This is a genomic window from Acinetobacter sp. YH12155 (assembly GCF_013418255.1).
GTDB classification, from domain to species: domain Bacteria; phylum Pseudomonadota; class Gammaproteobacteria; order Pseudomonadales; family Moraxellaceae; genus Acinetobacter; species Acinetobacter indicus.
The window spans coordinates 1-16,347 of the sequence record NZ_VPCK01000016.1; the positions used below are offsets into that span (position 1 = coordinate 1).

General features: G+C 44.6%; 17 protein-coding genes and 2 pseudogenes. 9 read left to right on the plus strand and 10 right to left on the minus strand.

What is annotated here, in order from left to right:
- Positions 1–116: 116 nt before the first annotated feature.
- The 6 genes and pseudogenes from FTU86_RS10420 to FTU86_RS10445 form a co-directional block, all read left to right on the plus strand.
- Positions 117–1,105 (plus strand): annotated as a pseudogene (locus tag FTU86_RS10420) (IS3 family transposase); the annotation flags it as partial.
- 42 nt (positions 1,106–1,147) lie between these two features.
- Positions 1,148–1,555 (plus strand): hypothetical protein, encoded by a 408-nt coding sequence (locus tag FTU86_RS10425; RefSeq protein ID WP_168399074.1) that lies wholly within the window; start codon positions 1,148–1,150, stop codon positions 1,553–1,555.
- Positions 1,556–1,598: 43 nt separating this feature from the next.
- Positions 1,599–1,733 (plus strand): annotated as a pseudogene (locus tag FTU86_RS10430) (hypothetical protein); the annotation flags it as partial.
- A 218-nt stretch (positions 1,734–1,951) separates the two neighbouring features.
- On the plus strand, positions 1,952–2,308 hold the full coding sequence (locus FTU86_RS10435) for a hypothetical protein (RefSeq protein ID WP_045796302.1): 357 nt from the start codon (positions 1,952–1,954) through the stop codon (positions 2,306–2,308).
- 367 nt (positions 2,309–2,675) lie between these two features.
- Entirely contained in the window at positions 2,676–3,647 is a 972-nt protein-coding gene (locus FTU86_RS10440) for an MBL fold metallo-hydrolase (RefSeq protein ID WP_180036564.1), read from the plus strand.
- A 449-nt stretch (positions 3,648–4,096) separates the two neighbouring features.
- The gene (locus FTU86_RS10445) at positions 4,097–5,284 is read left to right on the plus strand and encodes an ammonium transporter (RefSeq protein ID WP_180036565.1); all 1,188 of its coding nucleotides are present in this window, start codon (positions 4,097–4,099) and stop codon (positions 5,282–5,284) included.
- A gap of 73 nt (positions 5,285–5,357) precedes the next feature.
- Here the strand turns inward: FTU86_RS10445 and FTU86_RS10450 are convergent, their stop codons facing one another.
- Both FTU86_RS10450 and FTU86_RS10455 read right to left on the minus strand, forming a co-directional pair.
- Complete coding sequence (locus FTU86_RS10450) at positions 5,358–5,981, minus strand: LysE family translocator (RefSeq protein ID WP_180036566.1); 624 nt, start codon at positions 5,979–5,981, stop codon at positions 5,358–5,360.
- Positions 5,982–6,216: 235 nt separating this feature from the next.
- Positions 6,217–6,423 (minus strand): NF038215 family lipoprotein, encoded by a 207-nt coding sequence (locus tag FTU86_RS10455; protein ID WP_104470039.1) that lies wholly within the window; start codon positions 6,421–6,423, stop codon positions 6,217–6,219.
- A 160-nt stretch (positions 6,424–6,583) separates the two neighbouring features.
- Here FTU86_RS10455 and FTU86_RS10460 point away from each other — a divergent pair, with 160 nt between their 5' ends.
- Complete coding sequence (locus FTU86_RS10460) at positions 6,584–7,444, plus strand: 1-aminocyclopropane-1-carboxylate deaminase/D-cysteine desulfhydrase (RefSeq protein ID WP_180036567.1); 861 nt, start codon at positions 6,584–6,586, stop codon at positions 7,442–7,444.
- Between the two features lie 25 nt (positions 7,445–7,469).
- On the opposite strand, the gene FTU86_RS10465 is transcribed toward FTU86_RS10460, so the two are convergent.
- Both FTU86_RS10465 and FTU86_RS10470 read right to left on the minus strand, forming a co-directional pair.
- Positions 7,470–7,799: a hypothetical protein gene (locus tag FTU86_RS10465; protein ID WP_104499095.1), complete on the minus strand. Its 330-nt coding sequence runs from the start codon at positions 7,797–7,799 to the stop codon at positions 7,470–7,472.
- Between the two features lie 263 nt (positions 7,800–8,062).
- Positions 8,063–10,279: a YncE family protein gene (locus FTU86_RS10470; RefSeq protein WP_180036568.1), complete on the minus strand. Its 2,217-nt coding sequence runs from the start codon at positions 10,277–10,279 to the stop codon at positions 8,063–8,065.
- 329 nt (positions 10,280–10,608) lie between these two features.
- Here FTU86_RS10470 and FTU86_RS10475 point away from each other — a divergent pair, with 329 nt between their 5' ends.
- Positions 10,609–11,811 (plus strand): NAD(P)/FAD-dependent oxidoreductase, encoded by a 1,203-nt coding sequence (locus FTU86_RS10475; RefSeq protein ID WP_005179591.1) that lies wholly within the window; start codon positions 10,609–10,611, stop codon positions 11,809–11,811.
- A 24-nt stretch (positions 11,812–11,835) separates the two neighbouring features.
- Here FTU86_RS10475 and FTU86_RS10480 read toward each other — a convergent pair whose 3' ends face one another.
- The 4 genes from FTU86_RS10480 to FTU86_RS10495 all read right to left on the minus strand — a co-directional run bounded on the left by FTU86_RS10480 (position 11,836) and on the right by FTU86_RS10495 (position 14,708).
- A complete protein-coding gene (locus FTU86_RS10480) occupies positions 11,836–11,982 on the minus strand; it encodes a hypothetical protein (protein ID WP_164844933.1) in 147 nt (48 codons plus the stop codon).
- Between the two features lie 133 nt (positions 11,983–12,115).
- Positions 12,116–12,307, minus strand: a complete 192-nt coding sequence (locus tag FTU86_RS10485; RefSeq protein ID WP_104470037.1) for a hypothetical protein — start codon at positions 12,305–12,307, stop codon at positions 12,116–12,118.
- 79 nt (positions 12,308–12,386) lie between these two features.
- Positions 12,387–14,177 carry a mechanosensitive ion channel gene (locus FTU86_RS10490; RefSeq protein WP_180036569.1) on the minus strand — a complete coding sequence of 597 codons (1,791 nt, stop codon included), beginning with the start codon at positions 14,175–14,177 and terminating at the stop codon, positions 12,387–12,389.
- A 198-nt stretch (positions 14,178–14,375) separates the two neighbouring features.
- Positions 14,376–14,708: a hypothetical protein gene (locus FTU86_RS10495; protein WP_005179600.1), complete on the minus strand. Its 333-nt coding sequence runs from the start codon at positions 14,706–14,708 to the stop codon at positions 14,376–14,378.
- A 442-nt stretch (positions 14,709–15,150) separates the two neighbouring features.
- Between FTU86_RS10495 and FTU86_RS10500 the strand changes: the two genes are divergently transcribed.
- A complete protein-coding gene (locus FTU86_RS10500) occupies positions 15,151–15,573 on the plus strand; it encodes a hypothetical protein (RefSeq protein WP_034598216.1) in 423 nt (140 codons plus the stop codon).
- A gap of 94 nt (positions 15,574–15,667) precedes the next feature.
- Here FTU86_RS10500 and FTU86_RS10505 read toward each other — a convergent pair whose 3' ends face one another.
- Both FTU86_RS10505 and FTU86_RS10510 read right to left on the minus strand, forming a co-directional pair.
- The gene (locus FTU86_RS10505; protein ID WP_180036570.1) at positions 15,668–15,943 is read right to left on the minus strand and encodes a hypothetical protein; all 276 of its coding nucleotides are present in this window, start codon (positions 15,941–15,943) and stop codon (positions 15,668–15,670) included.
- A gap of 3 nt (positions 15,944–15,946) precedes the next feature.
- Positions 15,947–16,330, minus strand: coding sequence for a hypothetical protein (locus FTU86_RS10510; RefSeq protein ID WP_180036571.1), 384 nt, complete (start codon positions 16,328–16,330; stop codon positions 15,947–15,949).
- Positions 16,331–16,347 lie beyond the last annotated feature (17 nt).

Sequence of the window (16,347 nt, forward strand, 5' to 3'; positions counted from 1 at the left end):
TCATGAAATACGGTATTCTGATGTGACAAAACCTGAATCCTGGTCGTTAAAGTGTTTGTTTGCACTCATATTTTAACTGTTAGGACTCAGGTTTTTTTATTTAAAGCAAACTATGGGACAGCAGTGTGAGTAATGCTACCTTTTATAAATGGCGTGCCAAATATGGTGGTATGGATACATCATTAATGGCTCGACTGAAAGAGCTAGAAGCCGAAAATACCAGACTTAAAAAGATGTATGCGGAAGAGCGATTAAAGGCCGAAATCATCCAGGAAGCGATGGCAAAAAAGTGGTAAAGCCATCTTGCCGGCGTAAGATGGCACAACAGGCAGTTGCCCAGCATGCCATTAGTATTCGTTTGGCTTGTAAAGCATTTGGCATTAGTGAAACCTGCTACCGCTATCAAGCCAAACTCAGCGATGACAATGCACTCATTGCTGAACAGCTCATTGAACTCACTGAGGAAAATTCCGATTGGGGCTTTGGTTTGTGCTTCTCGTATTTACGGCATGTTGAGAGTTGCTGCTGGAATCACAAGCGGGTTTACCGCATTTACTGTGAGTTGGCACTGAATCTGCGTATTAAACCGAGAAGAAGACTAAAACGGCATGCGCCTGAACCATTGAAGGAACCAATCCGAGAAAATCAGGTTTGGTCATTAGATTTTATGCATGATCAGCTTTCCGGTGGTCGCAAGTTTCGATTATTGAATGTGATTGATGATTACCGCCGCGAAGGCCTAGCCATTGAAGCAGGGTTCTCATTGCCCACAATCAGGGTTATTCGTACGTTGAATCAATTGCTGGAGTGGAGAGAAAAACCGTTAGTGATCCGATGCGATAATGGTCCCGAATTTATCAGTCACGAATTTGTGCGCTGGGTGACTGAGCACGGTATTCGTATTGAATATATTCAACCGGGTAAGCCACAGCAGAATGCGTATATTGAACGCTATAATCGGACCATACGTTATAGTTGGCTGAGCAAGCATTTATTTGATACTTTGGATGAAGTACAAGATTATGCAACAAACTGGTTGTGGCATTACAACCATGAAAGACCACATCAAGCTAACAAAGGAAAGCCACCTCTAATGGCTGCTTAACCTCTACTTTTAACTTCGGTTATTTATGGGAGGATTACCTCTATGGCTCTTCTTGAATTCGTATTATTCTTCAAAGAAACTGAACTAAAATCTGAAATTGATATAAGCCCTATTGAAAAATTATCAGATCAAAATAATGCTTATGCCTCGTATTTACTAGCTCAACACTTTGAATATGATCCCACCAAATATCTAAAATTCTTAGAAAAAGCAGGCGAACAAGGTTCACCTATCGCACAAAGAACACTTGTCGATGAGTATAATTTTCGATTACCTAAAAAGTTACAAAGTATAAAAAAAGCAGAGTATTGGAAGCAAAAAGCGATAGCTTCAATGGGTTCTGATGAGTATGAAGAAGAAGTTTGTAAGTTAGCAAATTGCGATACTGGAGAGTTCGAGCTTGTCGATTTCTCTAAGGACATTGAGAAAATATTAAATCAATCAAAATAATAGTCTTTCTTATATCCCATTCTATAAATAGCGATTACTCTCTGTGAATGCAAACCTTGCACCACGTAAGATGCGGTTTGGTATTTCAAACGGTATGGTACTCGCTGCGGGCAATGGCAACGGTGTTTGGGTGACTTCACCTGAATCTGGCGCGAAGCCGGGTGATAAAGTGTCTTAATTGTTAGATTAAGATGAGAAAAAGCCTCTACGTTGTAGGGGCTTTTTTTATAAATGAAAAGCTTTAAAGATTCATATAATACAGTTATATTAAAAACTCAGTTTAGCATCTCTAACCTCACCTCCAATTAGATCAAAATTTAAAATTAAATTGTTGATTTTTATTTCTTTAAATATAAAATCTACTCACTTTTATCTTTATAATTATTCGGGGTATATATGAAAAAATTACTAGTTTCAGTTCTGGCAATGTCAACAATTGTATTTACTGGCTGTTCAGTTCGTATGGCAGATATGACTGTAGCATCTACCAAAAACTATAATTTAAACTCAAACCAATTTGTAAAAGGTGAACGTGTGAAAGGGGAAGATAAAGTTCCTGTTGTACTATTCCCTTTAGGTATTCCTAATTTCAAAACTGCTATTGATCGTGCAATTGAAAAAGACTCTTGTGCTGTGGCACTTTCAGATGTTGTCATTACTCAACTGAACCAAGCATTCCTCGTGGGTCAAATTGGTTACCGTGTAGAAGGTACTCAAATTATTGACCGTTCACAGCCTGCATGTAATAAGTAAGTCTTTGTGATTTATAGAGCCTTTACTCATGTAGGGGCTTTTTTTATTGTTAACTTCCCCTTGCGAAGTAGTGTTTCTCATCTCCCTGACAAAAGTAAGGCTAATTTCTCTAATTATCTATCCCCTCACCCTTACGAAGCAGTGCTTCTCATCTCCCATAGGGAGAGGGTTAGGGAGAGGTCTGAAAATTATTCCCTTACTTTTGAAAGATCAAAAGTAAAGCACATAACAAAATAGTGTTAATAACCCTCACCCCAACCTTCTCCCTGAGTCATCTATGGCGCAAGAGAAGAAGCTTTCAACTAGTGGTAAATTTCACCAATAAATATGATAAAAAGATGTATCACTTCAAAACTTATAAGAACCCATGAAAACTTTAAAACCCATCCTTCTCGCTCTAACCCTAAGCACTGCAACTTTCACCACAGTCCAAGCCGCTGAACCGACCATCCCCCAACAAAAACAGGTCGCGGGCTACTATCAGCATCAGTTTGGGCCTTATCAGATTACCGCCCTGCTCGATGGCACCAACTATCTCAACCGCTCACAATTTAAAGGTGCGACAGATCAGGAAGTCAGCGAGATTCTGAAAAAATACTATGCCGATCAAGCCAAAGGCATCCAGACCTCCGTCAATGCCTTTTTGGTCAATACCGGCAGTCAGCTTTATCTGGTTGATAGCGGTGCAGCCAGCTGTTTTGGCGAACATTTAGGTTCAATTTATAACAATCTTAAAGCTTCAGGTTATCAGCCTACGCAAGTGAATGACATTTTCCTGACGCACTTACACCCTGACCATGTCTGCGGTATTTCAAACAATGGCGTAGCGAATTATCCAAATGCGACTTTGCATATTTCCAAAACCGAATATGACTACTGGCTGAGTCCAAATACTATTAAGAAACTACCGAAAGACAAACAGGCTGGCTTTTTGGGTACGGTGGAAAAAATCAAAGCGGCTTTAGCACCTTATGAAAAAGCCAAAAAGATTAAAGTCTTCTCCGATAAATCTCTGGCCTTTGGTGGTGTCGAGTTTAAACCGTCATTCGGGCATACACCGGGACATTACAGTTTTAAATTAAAGCATGAGCAGCAGGAACTGGTATTTATTGGTGATATTGTACATTCGCATACCATTCAGTTTGATAAGCCTGAAACCGCCATTGAGTTCGATATTGACCCGAAAGCGGCGGTCGCCACTCGTCTCAAGCATTTTGCTGAATATGCCAAAGACGGTCAGACCATTGCGGCCGCGCATTTACCATTCCCGGGCATCGGCCATATTTATTCAAAAGATGGCAAAAGCTATCAATGGATTCCAGTACATTTTACCGATTAACTCAGTTCTCTTGAGCTAAGTCAGTTTTATAAACAGAACCCCGCTAATGGGGTTCTGCTGTTTTACATCCAGTATTCCTTGCTATTCTTTCGCACTTTTTCTGTTCCTACACGCAACCACATTAGCCCTCGCAGCAATTTTCGCCTTAATTTTTAAAATTTTCTAAACAGTCCAGCCTGTTTCAAAATGCACCGTAAACATACAAACTGCTGCACATCTTTGTATCAATCAATTTAAATCCTTCAAAAATAGCCCAAAATATTGAGTTTTACAGCGTTTAAAAAAGACTTGATTTGGTGCAAAAAACCGCACTGTGCTTTATATCGAGTCTTATTCATTTCACGAAATTCTTCATCAAAATTTCCGCAGTCTGCCCCTCTTTTACAATCTATTCGCCTCGATATACTGAGCTTCTTTTCCTGATCCCGTGCACTCAATTGGAACGCACAATGCCAAATATCGACTTATTATTTCTCCTTCTTGGTGCAGTGCTGGTACTGGCCATGCATGCCGGATTTGCATTTTTAGAGCTCGGCACCGTTCGGCATAAAAATCAGGTCAATGCCCTAAGCAAGATTCTCACAGACTTTGCCATTTCTGCGGTGGCCTATTTTCTGGTGGGCTATTATATTGCCTATGGCCAGCATTTTTTCCATAGCTCGACCACTCTGGCGGCCGATCATGGCTACAACCTGATGCGCTGTTTTTTCCTGCTGACCTTTGCAGCGGCGATTCCGGCCATTATTTCTGGTGGGATTGCCGAACGTGCCAAAATGCGTTCGCAGGCCTTGGCGACCTTATTTCTGGTGGCGCTGATTTATCCATTTTTTGAAGGGATGATCTGGAATGGCAACTTTGGTCTGCAACGCTGGCTAGCACACAGCTTTGGTGCCAGTTTCCATGATTTTGCCGGTTCGGTGGTGGTACATGCCATGGGGGGCTGGATTGCACTGGCCGCGGTGATTCTGCTGGGCGCACGTTATGGGCGCTATAAAAAAGATGGTCGTATCAGTGCGCATCCGCCCTCGTCTATTCCTTTTCTGGCTTTGGGTTCCTGGATTTTAATTGTCGGCTGGTTTGGCTTTAATGTCATGAGCGCACAGCGTCTGGATGCCATTTCCGGACTGGTGGCAATCAATTCTTTAATGGCGATGGTCGGGGGCACAATAGCCGCCAAAATTGCAGGCAAAGATGACCCGGGCTTTTTACATAATGGTCCACTTGCCGGTCTGGTGGCCATCTGCGCCGGCTCCGATGTGGTACATCCACTCGGTGCCTTTGTGATTGGCGGCATCGCCGGGATTATGTTTGTCAAACTCTTCACCTATACCCAGAATAAACTCAAGATTGATGATGTGCTTGGTGTCTGGCCATTGCATGGCGTATGTGGTGCTTTTGGTGGACTGGCAGTCGGTATCTTTGGGCAGCAATGGCTCGGTGGTATGGGGGGCGTATCCCTGATCTCCCAGCTGTTCGGCACAGCGCTGGCAATTCTGATTGCACTGGCCGGCGGTTTCCTGATTTATGGCGTGCTAAAACTGCTGATGGGCATCCGTTTAAGTCAGGAAGAAGAATTTAATGGCGCAGATTTCTCCATTCACCGGATTTCCGCCAATTCTGAAGAAAATATGTTCTAAGATAAAAAAGCCTCCGACAAAACGGAGGCTTTTTTGAGATATGTTGATCAACGATCAACACAATTTAAGCCATCTATTTCATACCAAAAATCAGCTTTAGACCCAGCACCGTCATCACCACACCGGCCACACGATCAAACACTTTTTTAAACTTTAAATAGACTGCGCGCGGTTTTTCCGCCGATAGTGCCACCGCCAGCAAGGAACACCAGCCGGCATCAATAAAGAAACACAGAATAGGCAGGACAAAATAAAAATACAGCGGAATCTCTTTGGGTAATAGCGCGGTAAAAATACTGGCCAGCACAATGGCAATTTTAGGATTCGACAATTGGGTAATCAGACCGGTCATAAAAGCACGGCGTAAGGACATTTGCGTGCCGGCAGCATGATCGGCCTGAATCGGGTCTTTGGCATGTTTAATAATTTTAAATGCCAGCCACAGCAGGTATAAACCGCCACAAATTTTTAAGGCCAGATAAGCCGATGGCACAGCCAGTAAAAAGGCCTGTAAGCCCAGCACCGCAAGCAAACCAAAGATGGCTGCGCCCAAACCGGTGCCCAGCGCGGTAAACAGACCATGCTGACGTGAAATCGCAATCGAGTTTTTCGCCACATAAATTGATGTTGGCCCCGGACTCATGGCCCCCAACATCAATGCCAGCGCAATTGATCCCAAAATAAAAACGGATTCCACAGTCCTATCCAATACAATGATCTGCCGGCATTTTACAAGCAAGTGCTTTGAATATCTTCCTATTTTTTACCAGTTGTTTTGATTTTCACGATATTTTTCACTATAGATCTTTATACTGACCTTATAAAATTCACTCCGTATTTTAATCAATCTGCTGAAATTTGCTTGCCATAAAAAAGCGCCCAGATACCAGCATGGCCTGAGCGCTTTTCAAGATCATCAATTAAATACAATATTAATAAATCTGTGATGGATCGGTCTGTTCTGGCCTCACACTCGATTCTTGTTTGGGCAGCAGATAATCCTGATCATGCACCGGCACACCACCAATAATCATGCTGCGTGTTTCTTCCGTTTTCGGCTGGTTTAAATCTCTGGTCGGGTCACAAGCCGCCAGTAAAGCACCCTGGATTAAAATAAGCAGGAAGATGATTCTTTTCATCATTATTCTCCCTTTCTGCAAGGTCTATATGTTTATTTTTTACACAGTTACTATTTTTATGCAAGCCCGATCCGGCTTTTATCGTGAGAGATTATTTAAATGTCTTTACTGACCGCGCCCCGTTTTCAGTTAGAATTGTCAAAAACGTTCCGTTCTGTCTATGTTTGATTCTATTGCCCAGCAAGTGCCTTATCAGCACATTGAATATCGCCACCAGCGCATCAGCATCAAGCGGCTGGATCTGATTCATCCGCAGATTTCGGGCAACAAGTTTTTTAAACTGAAATACAACCTGCTGGCCGCCCGGCAACAGGGGTTTGAAAAAGTGCTGACCTTTGGTGGGGCCTATTCCAATCATATTGCTGCAACCGCTTTTGCCGCGCATAAGTTTGGTTTTCAGAGCTTAGGCATGATTCGCGGTGAAGAACTGGCGCAGCGTCCTTTCAACCCGACCCTGGCCACGGCACAGCAATTTGGCATGCAGCTGGAATTTATCTCCCGCAATGCCTATCGCCAGAAAGATCAGCCCGATTTTTTGCAGCGTCTGCAACAGCAATATCCCGATTTTTATCTGATTCCGGAAGGTGGCACCAATGCGCTGGCTATTCAAGGCTGTCGGGAAATTCTGACAGCGGAAGATGCGCAATTCGATCTAATCTGCTGTGCCGTCGGTACGGGTGGCACGTTTGCCGGGTTGATTGAGGCCAGCCAGCAACATCAGCAATTGCTGGGATTTTCGGCCTTAAAAGGTGATTTTTTAACTCATGAGGTCGCGCAGCTCACGACCAAACGCAACTGGCGTATTCTGGATGATTATTGCTGTGGCGGTTATGCCAAAACCACACCCGAATTAATCCAGTTTATTCAGACGTTTGAGCAGCGTTATAATATTCCGCTGGAGCAGGTTTATACCGGCAAAATGCTGCGCGGCATCTTTGATCTGATTGATCAAGATAAAATTGGGCCGGACCAGAAAATTTTACTGATCCATACTGGCGGGCTACAGGGACGCGCGTTTTAAAGCATCAGCTTCAAGTGCAGTCTATTTATGATACCGGCTGGTTATTGTTTAGCGCCATCAGGCCTTTCACCAAACGGTAGATATGCCAGATAAAGGCCAGCAACAGCACAATAAAACCAATCAGAATGGTGGTCAGAACCGCACCGACCAGATAGGCAATCAGCGTCACCCAAAAAGTTTTGATTTGCCAGTTCACATGACTTTCCAGCCAGGTGCCACGCATTTCTGCACGTTTTAAATAATTCATGATAATGGCAATAATTGGCGTAACACCGACAAAAAAGCCGACGATATACAGAATATAGGTGATCAGGTTGTATTGTTTGAGCTGATCCAGCCCCGCGGTTTGATTCATTGATTTTTTCCTTTTTTATAAAGTCCGATACCAGATATAGATGTCTAGCCGACATTTCTATTTATTGTTAAGCCAATCAAAGTGTAACTGCGTCAAGTTGAAGCTCGACATCTTCATATAAACAGATCATAAAAAAGTCTGATGAAAGTTTTGTTGATGATCTGTATGTGCTGTGAAATTCAAAGTTCATCTGTTGTGACGTCCTCAATCGGGCTTCCATCCAGCGGATACAGTTTCAACTGGATGGAAGAAAAAATCAGAATTTAAGGCTGATTGGTCTCTGGCAATGGATTGGCGGCAAAATAGCGCTCCAGATGATTCACATGTGAATCCGGACGTGGTCGGCGCATATTTTCTGCGACCCCGTTATAGAGCTCAGCCCGTGGCGTTAAGTGGAATTTATTCAGCTCTGGGTCCATATACGGCAAGCGCTGTTTACGCTGTAAATATTGATGCAATTGCTGATTAATTTCCTGTAAACCGTAGCCGCCTTTGGCCCAGGTGCTGTCGTGGCTGCCCCAGTGATGGCCGAACTCATGGCCCACAATGCCAATACTGGTATTAAAATAATGCGCATAGAACAGCCAGGTATCGACTCCCAGCACATTTCGTCCGCCTAAACCGCCGCCCACGGTGGTCACCCCGAGCGTCACTTTGCCACGGTTCATAATCTCATCATAATATTTTTGATACTCCGCTGCGGTAAAGTAACCGCCATCTCCGACCACTTGACCCTTGTTGCCAAAGAAGTCATGCCCCATGACCGCTTTATGGTTAAACCAGATGTGTTTAAACTCAGGGCTATTCACCAGATAGGCAAAATTGGTAATCATAATCACCCATTCACGCGCATAGGCTGGAGTAATTTTGCCCCAATTGCCATGCGTTTCAGGGGCAAAGTTGCCAAAATGAATTTTCCATTTCGGCTTTAAACTCATGAGCTTTTGTACATGCGGATCGGTTGCGGAGCTGATTTTTAACTCGAGTAAATCTGCCGGTAACTGCTGGAAGTTGCCTAAATTTCTTAGCTGAACCGAACCTGTGCCCTGCAGCAATGGGAAATGCATATTTTCATTGATATTCAGTTTGAGTTTGACCTGGCTAAAAGCATCCAGATGGTCCAAGCGGGCCAACACAAACCATTGCTCGGTATCTTTCAGTCTGGCGTGAATTTCCAGATCACGGACCGGTGCCGCACTATAGCTTTGCAAGGCCAGAAGCTGATGCTGTAAATTTGCCGATAAAATATTATCCATATAAAAATGGCGCAGGTTTTCATTGGTCAGGGTTTCCCAACTTTCACCATCTTGCAGCACATAACTGCGGCTTTGGGCCTGCTGCTGCTTGAGTGCCGTGACTGTGGCAGCAGTATTGGACTGGAACTGCTGCAAACGTTTAAGCGGCATCATGACAATTTTGCCGTTAAACAGGCTGAATAAACGTTCCTGACTAACCTGAATATCTAAGGCACCGGCCAATTGCTGATCGGTACTCGTCCCTACCGTACGATATTTATAAAAACTTTCTTCTGCGGCTGGAAAAATATTCTGTAGATTTTGCGTATTTGGTAAAGCTGAACTGTCGATCCGGCCTGAAGTATGGGCTGCATAAAAACGCTGGTCATCCGCGGCATGAAATACCCGTGTTCCCACATTTTCCTGTCGTGTCGCCGCCACGTTGGTTGCGCCTTCTTCAAGATGAGTCAGGTCATATACATAGCTCATGCCATTATTAAAACTAGCATACAGCAAATTACCGACAGCTTCCAAACGCGCACTACAGTTATAACCACAGTTCGGCAAGGACAAACGTGCATATTTTTTGGCTTTTAAATGATTGGTGCTACTGATCTCACTTTGCTTCCAGACATTAATCCGGCTATGCGTATCTGTGGCAAATACATATTGATCATTCGCTGCCACCGACATGGGATGCACCACCACGGTATTGTGCTGATCACCCGACCAACTGCCGGTTCCCAACGACATCAGAAATTGTGGTTCGCCTGAGCCTAAATCAAAGACATCGACCCGGTTAGACGAATAAGAAGCCGCATATAAGCGGTCGTTATGTACACTTAAATCAAACAGCCGATTCCACGGCCGACCAATGCCGGAAATATTCTGGGCATGGATCGAACTCAAGACTCGCTTGGCTTTCAGGTCATAACGCAAAATGCTTGCCTCGGCGCTGTCATTGGCCACATACAAAATATCCTGATGCACCACCATCGCTTTCGGATTCCAGCTGTCCAGACCAAAAGTCTGGGCACTAAATTCGGTGGCCAGATCTGCAAAGCGAACGTCATTGATCAAGCTGGCAGTGACAGGCGTGGTATCAGGTGTTGAACCAGGTGAATTTGGCGTCACAGGAGCCGGTGCAGATGGATTTGAAGATGCTGCCGTATTGCTGTCACTGCCACCGCCGCCAGTGAGAGCCATACTCAAAATTACCGCCAGGCTTAATAATGTTTTATTCATTGTGTTCCCCAAGAGACAAAGTCATGACATAAAAAATATGTCTAAAAATTGCTATTTATTCTGAACAACAATGCCCTTTAATAAATACTAAACTATTGATTTAAAACAACTTTAAAATAAAACCAGATCAAATAAACACGACTTTGCCGCGTAAAAAATCACCTTGAAACAGTAAAATGTGGCCTTGCTAACGATGATTTGGTTTATTGATAGACCATTCCTGCTTTATAGGAAAAGTAAATATTCTGCGCACATTTCAATCTGGAAAATGCGGCATCATCAAACGATAAAGTCTATAATAGTCCGCTTTCATTTTCTCTCGGTGCAACATGGCAACAGCAAATCAATACGATGTTCTAGTTTTGGGTGCCGGTGCGTCTGGTTTAATGACCGCCTATATGGCTGCCCAGCGCGGACGCAAAGTATTGGTGCTGGAAAAAGCCAATAAAGTCGGCAAGAAAATCCTCATGTCGGGCGGTGGCAAATGCAATTTCACCAACCTCTATGTCGAGCCAAGCAACTATATTTCACATAATCCGCATTTTGTGATTTCCGCGCTCAGTCGTTATACCAATTGGGATTTTATCGGGCTGGTCTGCGAATACGGCATTGACTATGAAGAACGTAAACATGGGCAGCTGTTTACCTTAAATGGCGCCAAAGACATTCTGAATATGCTGCTGGCCGAGTGTGACAAAACCGGTCTGGTCGAGATTAAAACCAGCTGTGAAGTCAAAGCCATGACCGCCATAGATGATTTGGGTTTTCAGGTCGCAACCACTTTAGGTTATTTTCAGGCGGAATCTGTGGTCGTCGCCAGTGGCGGCCTGTCCATTCCGACGCTAGGGGGTTCCGGAATCGGTTATGAAATTGCCAAGCAGTTTGGTCATCATGTCTATCCAACCCGTGCTGGCTTGGTGCCGTTTACCTTTTCCGACAGTTTTAAAGAAGTCACTACCCGCCTCAGTGGTAATGCCGTAGAGGCCACACTTTCCAATACGCTAAACAGCTTTACCGAAGCTTTGCTGTTTACTCACCGCGGTTTAAGCGGACCAAGTTCGCTGCAGCTGTCCAATTACTGGGATGTCGGCCAAAGTTTTCATATCGACTTCCTGCCGGCCGTGGATTTAGCCGAGTTTTTTAAAGCCAAAAAATCCAGCCAGCCGAAAGTGCTGTTACGTACCTTACTGGCCGAACATTTACCGAAAAGTGTGGTGGCAGAGCTGCAACAGCTGATCTGGCCGGAACAGGCGGAAAGCGCCATCGGACAGCTGAGTGATGAAAAACTGGAGCAGATTGCAGCGCGCCTGCACAGCTTTGAAGTCAAACCGTCAGGGACCGAAGGCTACCGTACCGCAGAAGTGACTTTAGGTGGCGTGGATACCACTGAAGTTTCTTCCAAAACCATGGAAAGTAAAAAGCAGAAAGGCTTGTATTTTGTCGGTGAGGTGCTGGATGTGACGGGCCATTTAGGTGGCTATAACTTCCAGTGGGCCTGGGCGTCAGCGCATGCCGCCGCCCAATATGTCTGATGGTTTATAAAACTGGTGGATGAATTATTCCAGATAATCTGTGCGCAATAAGCACAGATGATTCTGGCGTTGTACACGTAAAATAGTCTGCTGCATTTTCACCACGGCGCACTGAATATGCTTTGGTAATACTGCCGGCTGTTCTGATTGTTTTAAGCTAATTTTTAACATAAGGTCTTCCCCAAATAGACTTTCGTCGATTTTATTCCCTGAATATTTCATACAGATTAAATATAAGCATCTAAAATATATGAAATATTTATTCCTTTTTTATGAAGCTTTACTATAACAAAAAATTGTTCATTTATACAACATCATCGACTTTGGTCGCAGCTTGCCCGGTATCGCCCGAATCATCAGCGCTCTGGCCGGGTTGGTTTTGATTTTGGTTTTGAGTTTTGGCAAAAATAAATTTATAGGCGCTGGCCAAAAAGCCAAGGGTAATCCCTGCAATCACTACGGGTGCAAAAAGATTGGAAGGCGCTTTCTTTTTCATCATTCTGCTTCTCCAGTTTTCAACAAAAAACGAGGTCGATCAACACTCAGTTTGATCGACCTTGTAGATAGATGACAGGTTATTTCGGGTCATCTTTTTGTGGTTGATGTGCATCGACATCCGGTTCTTTTTCACCAGTTGAACCAAACGGATTATTGCTGGCCGGATGCGCCGGGTCTACCTTTAGCGTATCAGGCGTAACCTGATCTGCACCCGATGCTTCATCTTCCTGCGGTGCAGTGGTCAGTGTTGCCGGTGTGGTATTCGACAAATCCGTAGTCATTGGGGCATTTGTCCCTTGTGACGGGTCCTGTTTGTTCATTGGATTCACTCCTGGGGTCGTAAAGCCACTATTGGCCGCACTGTCCTGCTCCTGTTTCAACGGATTCGGCTGCTTGGCTTCGCGTTTGGCTTTATCAATCAGATCGGTTAAAACACGTTCTGCCGGTTGACGGCCACCCAGACCAAAGGCCAGAGCAAAGGCCACCGCAACTGCACCCAAGGTTAAACCGAAGGCCAGGTTCACAATAGAATCGGCAATGCCCATGGCACGTAAGCCCATTGCTACGACCAGACCCATAATCAGTACGCGTACCAGCGTCGCTAACCAGCGTGAACTGTTGTATTCACCACGCTCGACCACTTTGGCCACCACATTCGCCAGCCAGAAACCGACCACCAGAATGACCGCGCCCAGCAGAATATTGGCACCGAAGTAAATGAACATCGAAATCAGACCACTTACCTGCTCGAAACCAAGACGGTTAGCCGCTTCAGACACGGCAAACAGCATGGTAAAGAACACGATCAGACAACCAACCATGGTCGATACTTTGGTGGTACCGAGGAAACGCTGTACACCCAGTTTGGCCGGAATTTCATCGACACCTGTGCCTGAAATAATTTCAACCACCAGATTGGCCACGAAACGCGACACCACATAGGCAATGATCAGAATTAAACCGGCGGCAATAATATGCGGGATTGCATACATGATTTCATGCAGCATGGCGGTTGCCGGCTGAGAAATCGCCTCAATACCCAAGGCTTCAAATGCAATGATTAATGCAGTAATGATAATAATGGCGAAAACAAAAGAACCGACCAGCTTCGGCAAGTTAGAGTTCTTGAACAGGCCAATTTTTTGCGCCTGCTGTTGCAGATTCAGGCTACCAATTAAACCTTCGACAATACCACGGACAATTTTAGCCAGAATATAACCGACAAAAATAATCACGCCGGCAATAAAGATATTCGGCAGATAAGAAATGGCTTCAGTCACCATGTTTTGTACTGGATACAACAGGCCGTTTAAGCCCAGAATCGACAGCACAATTGGCAAGAACAGTAGCAGGATTAACCAGTACACAATATCACTGATATTGCGGCTAATCGGGCTAACCCCGACATCGGCACTGAGCTTTTCATCCAGCTGGGTACGATTCAGTACGCGCTGCAGGCCCATTTTGACCAGCGTTGCGACAATCCAGGCAATAAAACCGACCGCAATGGCTGCCAACAACTGGGGAATAAAGACCAGGAAGCTTTGAATCATATTGCTAAACGGCCCACTGACACTGGTCAGATTCAGCACATTCAGCGCCGCGATAATCGCGATAATCATGATGATCCAGAAGGCAACTCTGGACAGAATACTTTCTACATTGGGACGGTGCCCGGTGGCATGCGACAGCTTCTGGTTGATGCCCAGCTTTTCTAAGCCTTTTTTAATGGCTGCACCGACAATTAATGCAATAATCCAACCAATAATAAGTATGGCAATCGCCGATAAAATGGGATGAAACTGTTCCCAGTAGTACATGGCATCGAAGCCTGCACCTCTCGGGTTTCCATCAAAATAATCATTCATATGTCTTGCCCTCTTGTTATGACTTTCTACATTCGTTGTTCATGGCAAAAGATGCGCATCTTGATCATGGTAAAATGAAAGGTTTAAGTACTTTGTGTTTTTAAGTACCGTGTTTTTATGAAGTACCAAGCGTGTAAAAATGCACGGCTATCGCAAAAAACCCTGAACTGATGGTCAGGGTTTATGCAATCTTCAGACTTATTGAGCAGTGGCCGTAGCGGTATCGCCATCAGTGGCAGTGGCTGAATCACCATCTACAGCGGTGCCAATATCGCCATCCACACCTGTGGTCGCCACACCTTCTTCAGCCATTGCAGGCGTACTGTTATTGGGTGTAGCCTGTTCTACATTGGCATTCGGATGCCCAGGTGGTGCCTCACTCGGTTTAGGATCACGATCCGCAAACATGTACACCACCAGTGCCAGCAGAAAAACACCCACAGCAATCAAGATAAAAACTGGCATACGTTTTTTCTTTTGTACTTCTTCTGCGCTTGTGACATGAGGTGGCTTGTTAAAATCATGGCTCATGTTTCCCTCACTTCTTTTCTATTCGCTTGTCGAATTTTTATACTAACAAGAAGCATTGTTGTGTTGTGTGACAAAGCATTGTGAGATGGTGAAAAATGTAATTACAAAAAATGAAGTTTTTTACTGCTTTCATTTTATTCAAAATTTTGACGTAAACTGGATTTAGCAGCTGACAGGACTTGTATACTTTTTAGTCGCAATAAGCAGATGAATAACTGATGCAAAATTAGAAGAATAAGCACATGAAAAGGAATATAGAGCCGCCTAGATGTGAGGAAAAAATCAGCAGCCTGAGCATTCTCCAGTGCTGATCAGCCCCTCCTTGCTTGATACAGCAAAATGCTAGGTAACAATTTGCTTCAGCTCGCCCACCACAAGCGCTGCCTTAACGCATACAAATGCGCTATAATATGTCACTCTTTTTTTCATGCTCCAGAATTTTATGGCGTATCGTCAACAAAGTGTAACGCTTGATCTTGACACTGACGTCACACATCAATGTGCTTTGCACTACACGCGTGATCAGCATTTAATCGGGATTATTGAGTTCAGTAAACCGAGCTTTCTTCTGAAATGGGGCGATCTGGAATATTTCCGCCGTCGTACTGAAGAGTTTTCAGTGATGCCGTTTCCAGACTGCATTAATGCCATGGTGATTGATGTGCGTAATGTCGCGGCCTGGCTCGATAATGAAGTGCCGATTATTCCATGGCGCTTACTGGAAGAAGAATGTCCAGTGCGTCTGGTGGTCCCTGCAGACCGTGTCGAACACTATGCCGGCTTTTTTGAACCGACCTGGCTGACTACTGATACAGAAACAGCGATTCAGGAAATCCGTCATTTTATGGATATGTTTGTGCATTAAGCATATTCAAGTGGTGCTGACACTTCATCAAAAAAACCTCATCTGAATCATACAGATGAGGTTTTTTAATAGAATATACGTTTCATTTAATCCGCTAGCGAATGGTAAAAATACGCTGCTGCTTAAAACTGGATTTGGGTAGCCAGATCAGCTGTTTATAGCGCACCTGATCTATTCCAAAACTTTGCATTTTCTGGCGTGTATAGCGCCAGCCAATACAATCTTGATAGCGCGCATATTCAGGCGCTTGCCCTGCTGTAGTCGATGCCTGCTGGACCTGAATTTTCTGGAAAAATGCGGTTTCTCTGGCGCGCATCGGGCCAATATACTGCTGATAGGCCTGCTCCATGTCTGCATCATCAAACTGCATTGGTTACATGGCGCCGCCATGCCAGCCCAGCTGACTGCGCCAGTTCAGATATTTGACCTTTCCGGCCGGAAACACATAATTGGCGCAGGAGGAAAAACAGTATTGCCCGACTTCTACATTCAGCTGATGCGCATAGACCAGATCACCCAAATCCATTCCCAGACCAATTTCACCCCCTTGACTGGTAATTTTCAGGGTCTGTACTTGCGGGAACTGCTTTAACAAGGCAGCTGCACGGGTATTGGCATCTTGGCTGAGCAGGCCAGTATAGATCAGTACATCTTCTTGTACCGTCACTTCTGTTTCCGTGCCTGTAGTATTCGCCTGTAGCGTAGTTGCCGCCACCAGCGCGACGCCGGCCATAAGCATGGATTGGAACACTTGCATCACATCCTCACAGAACT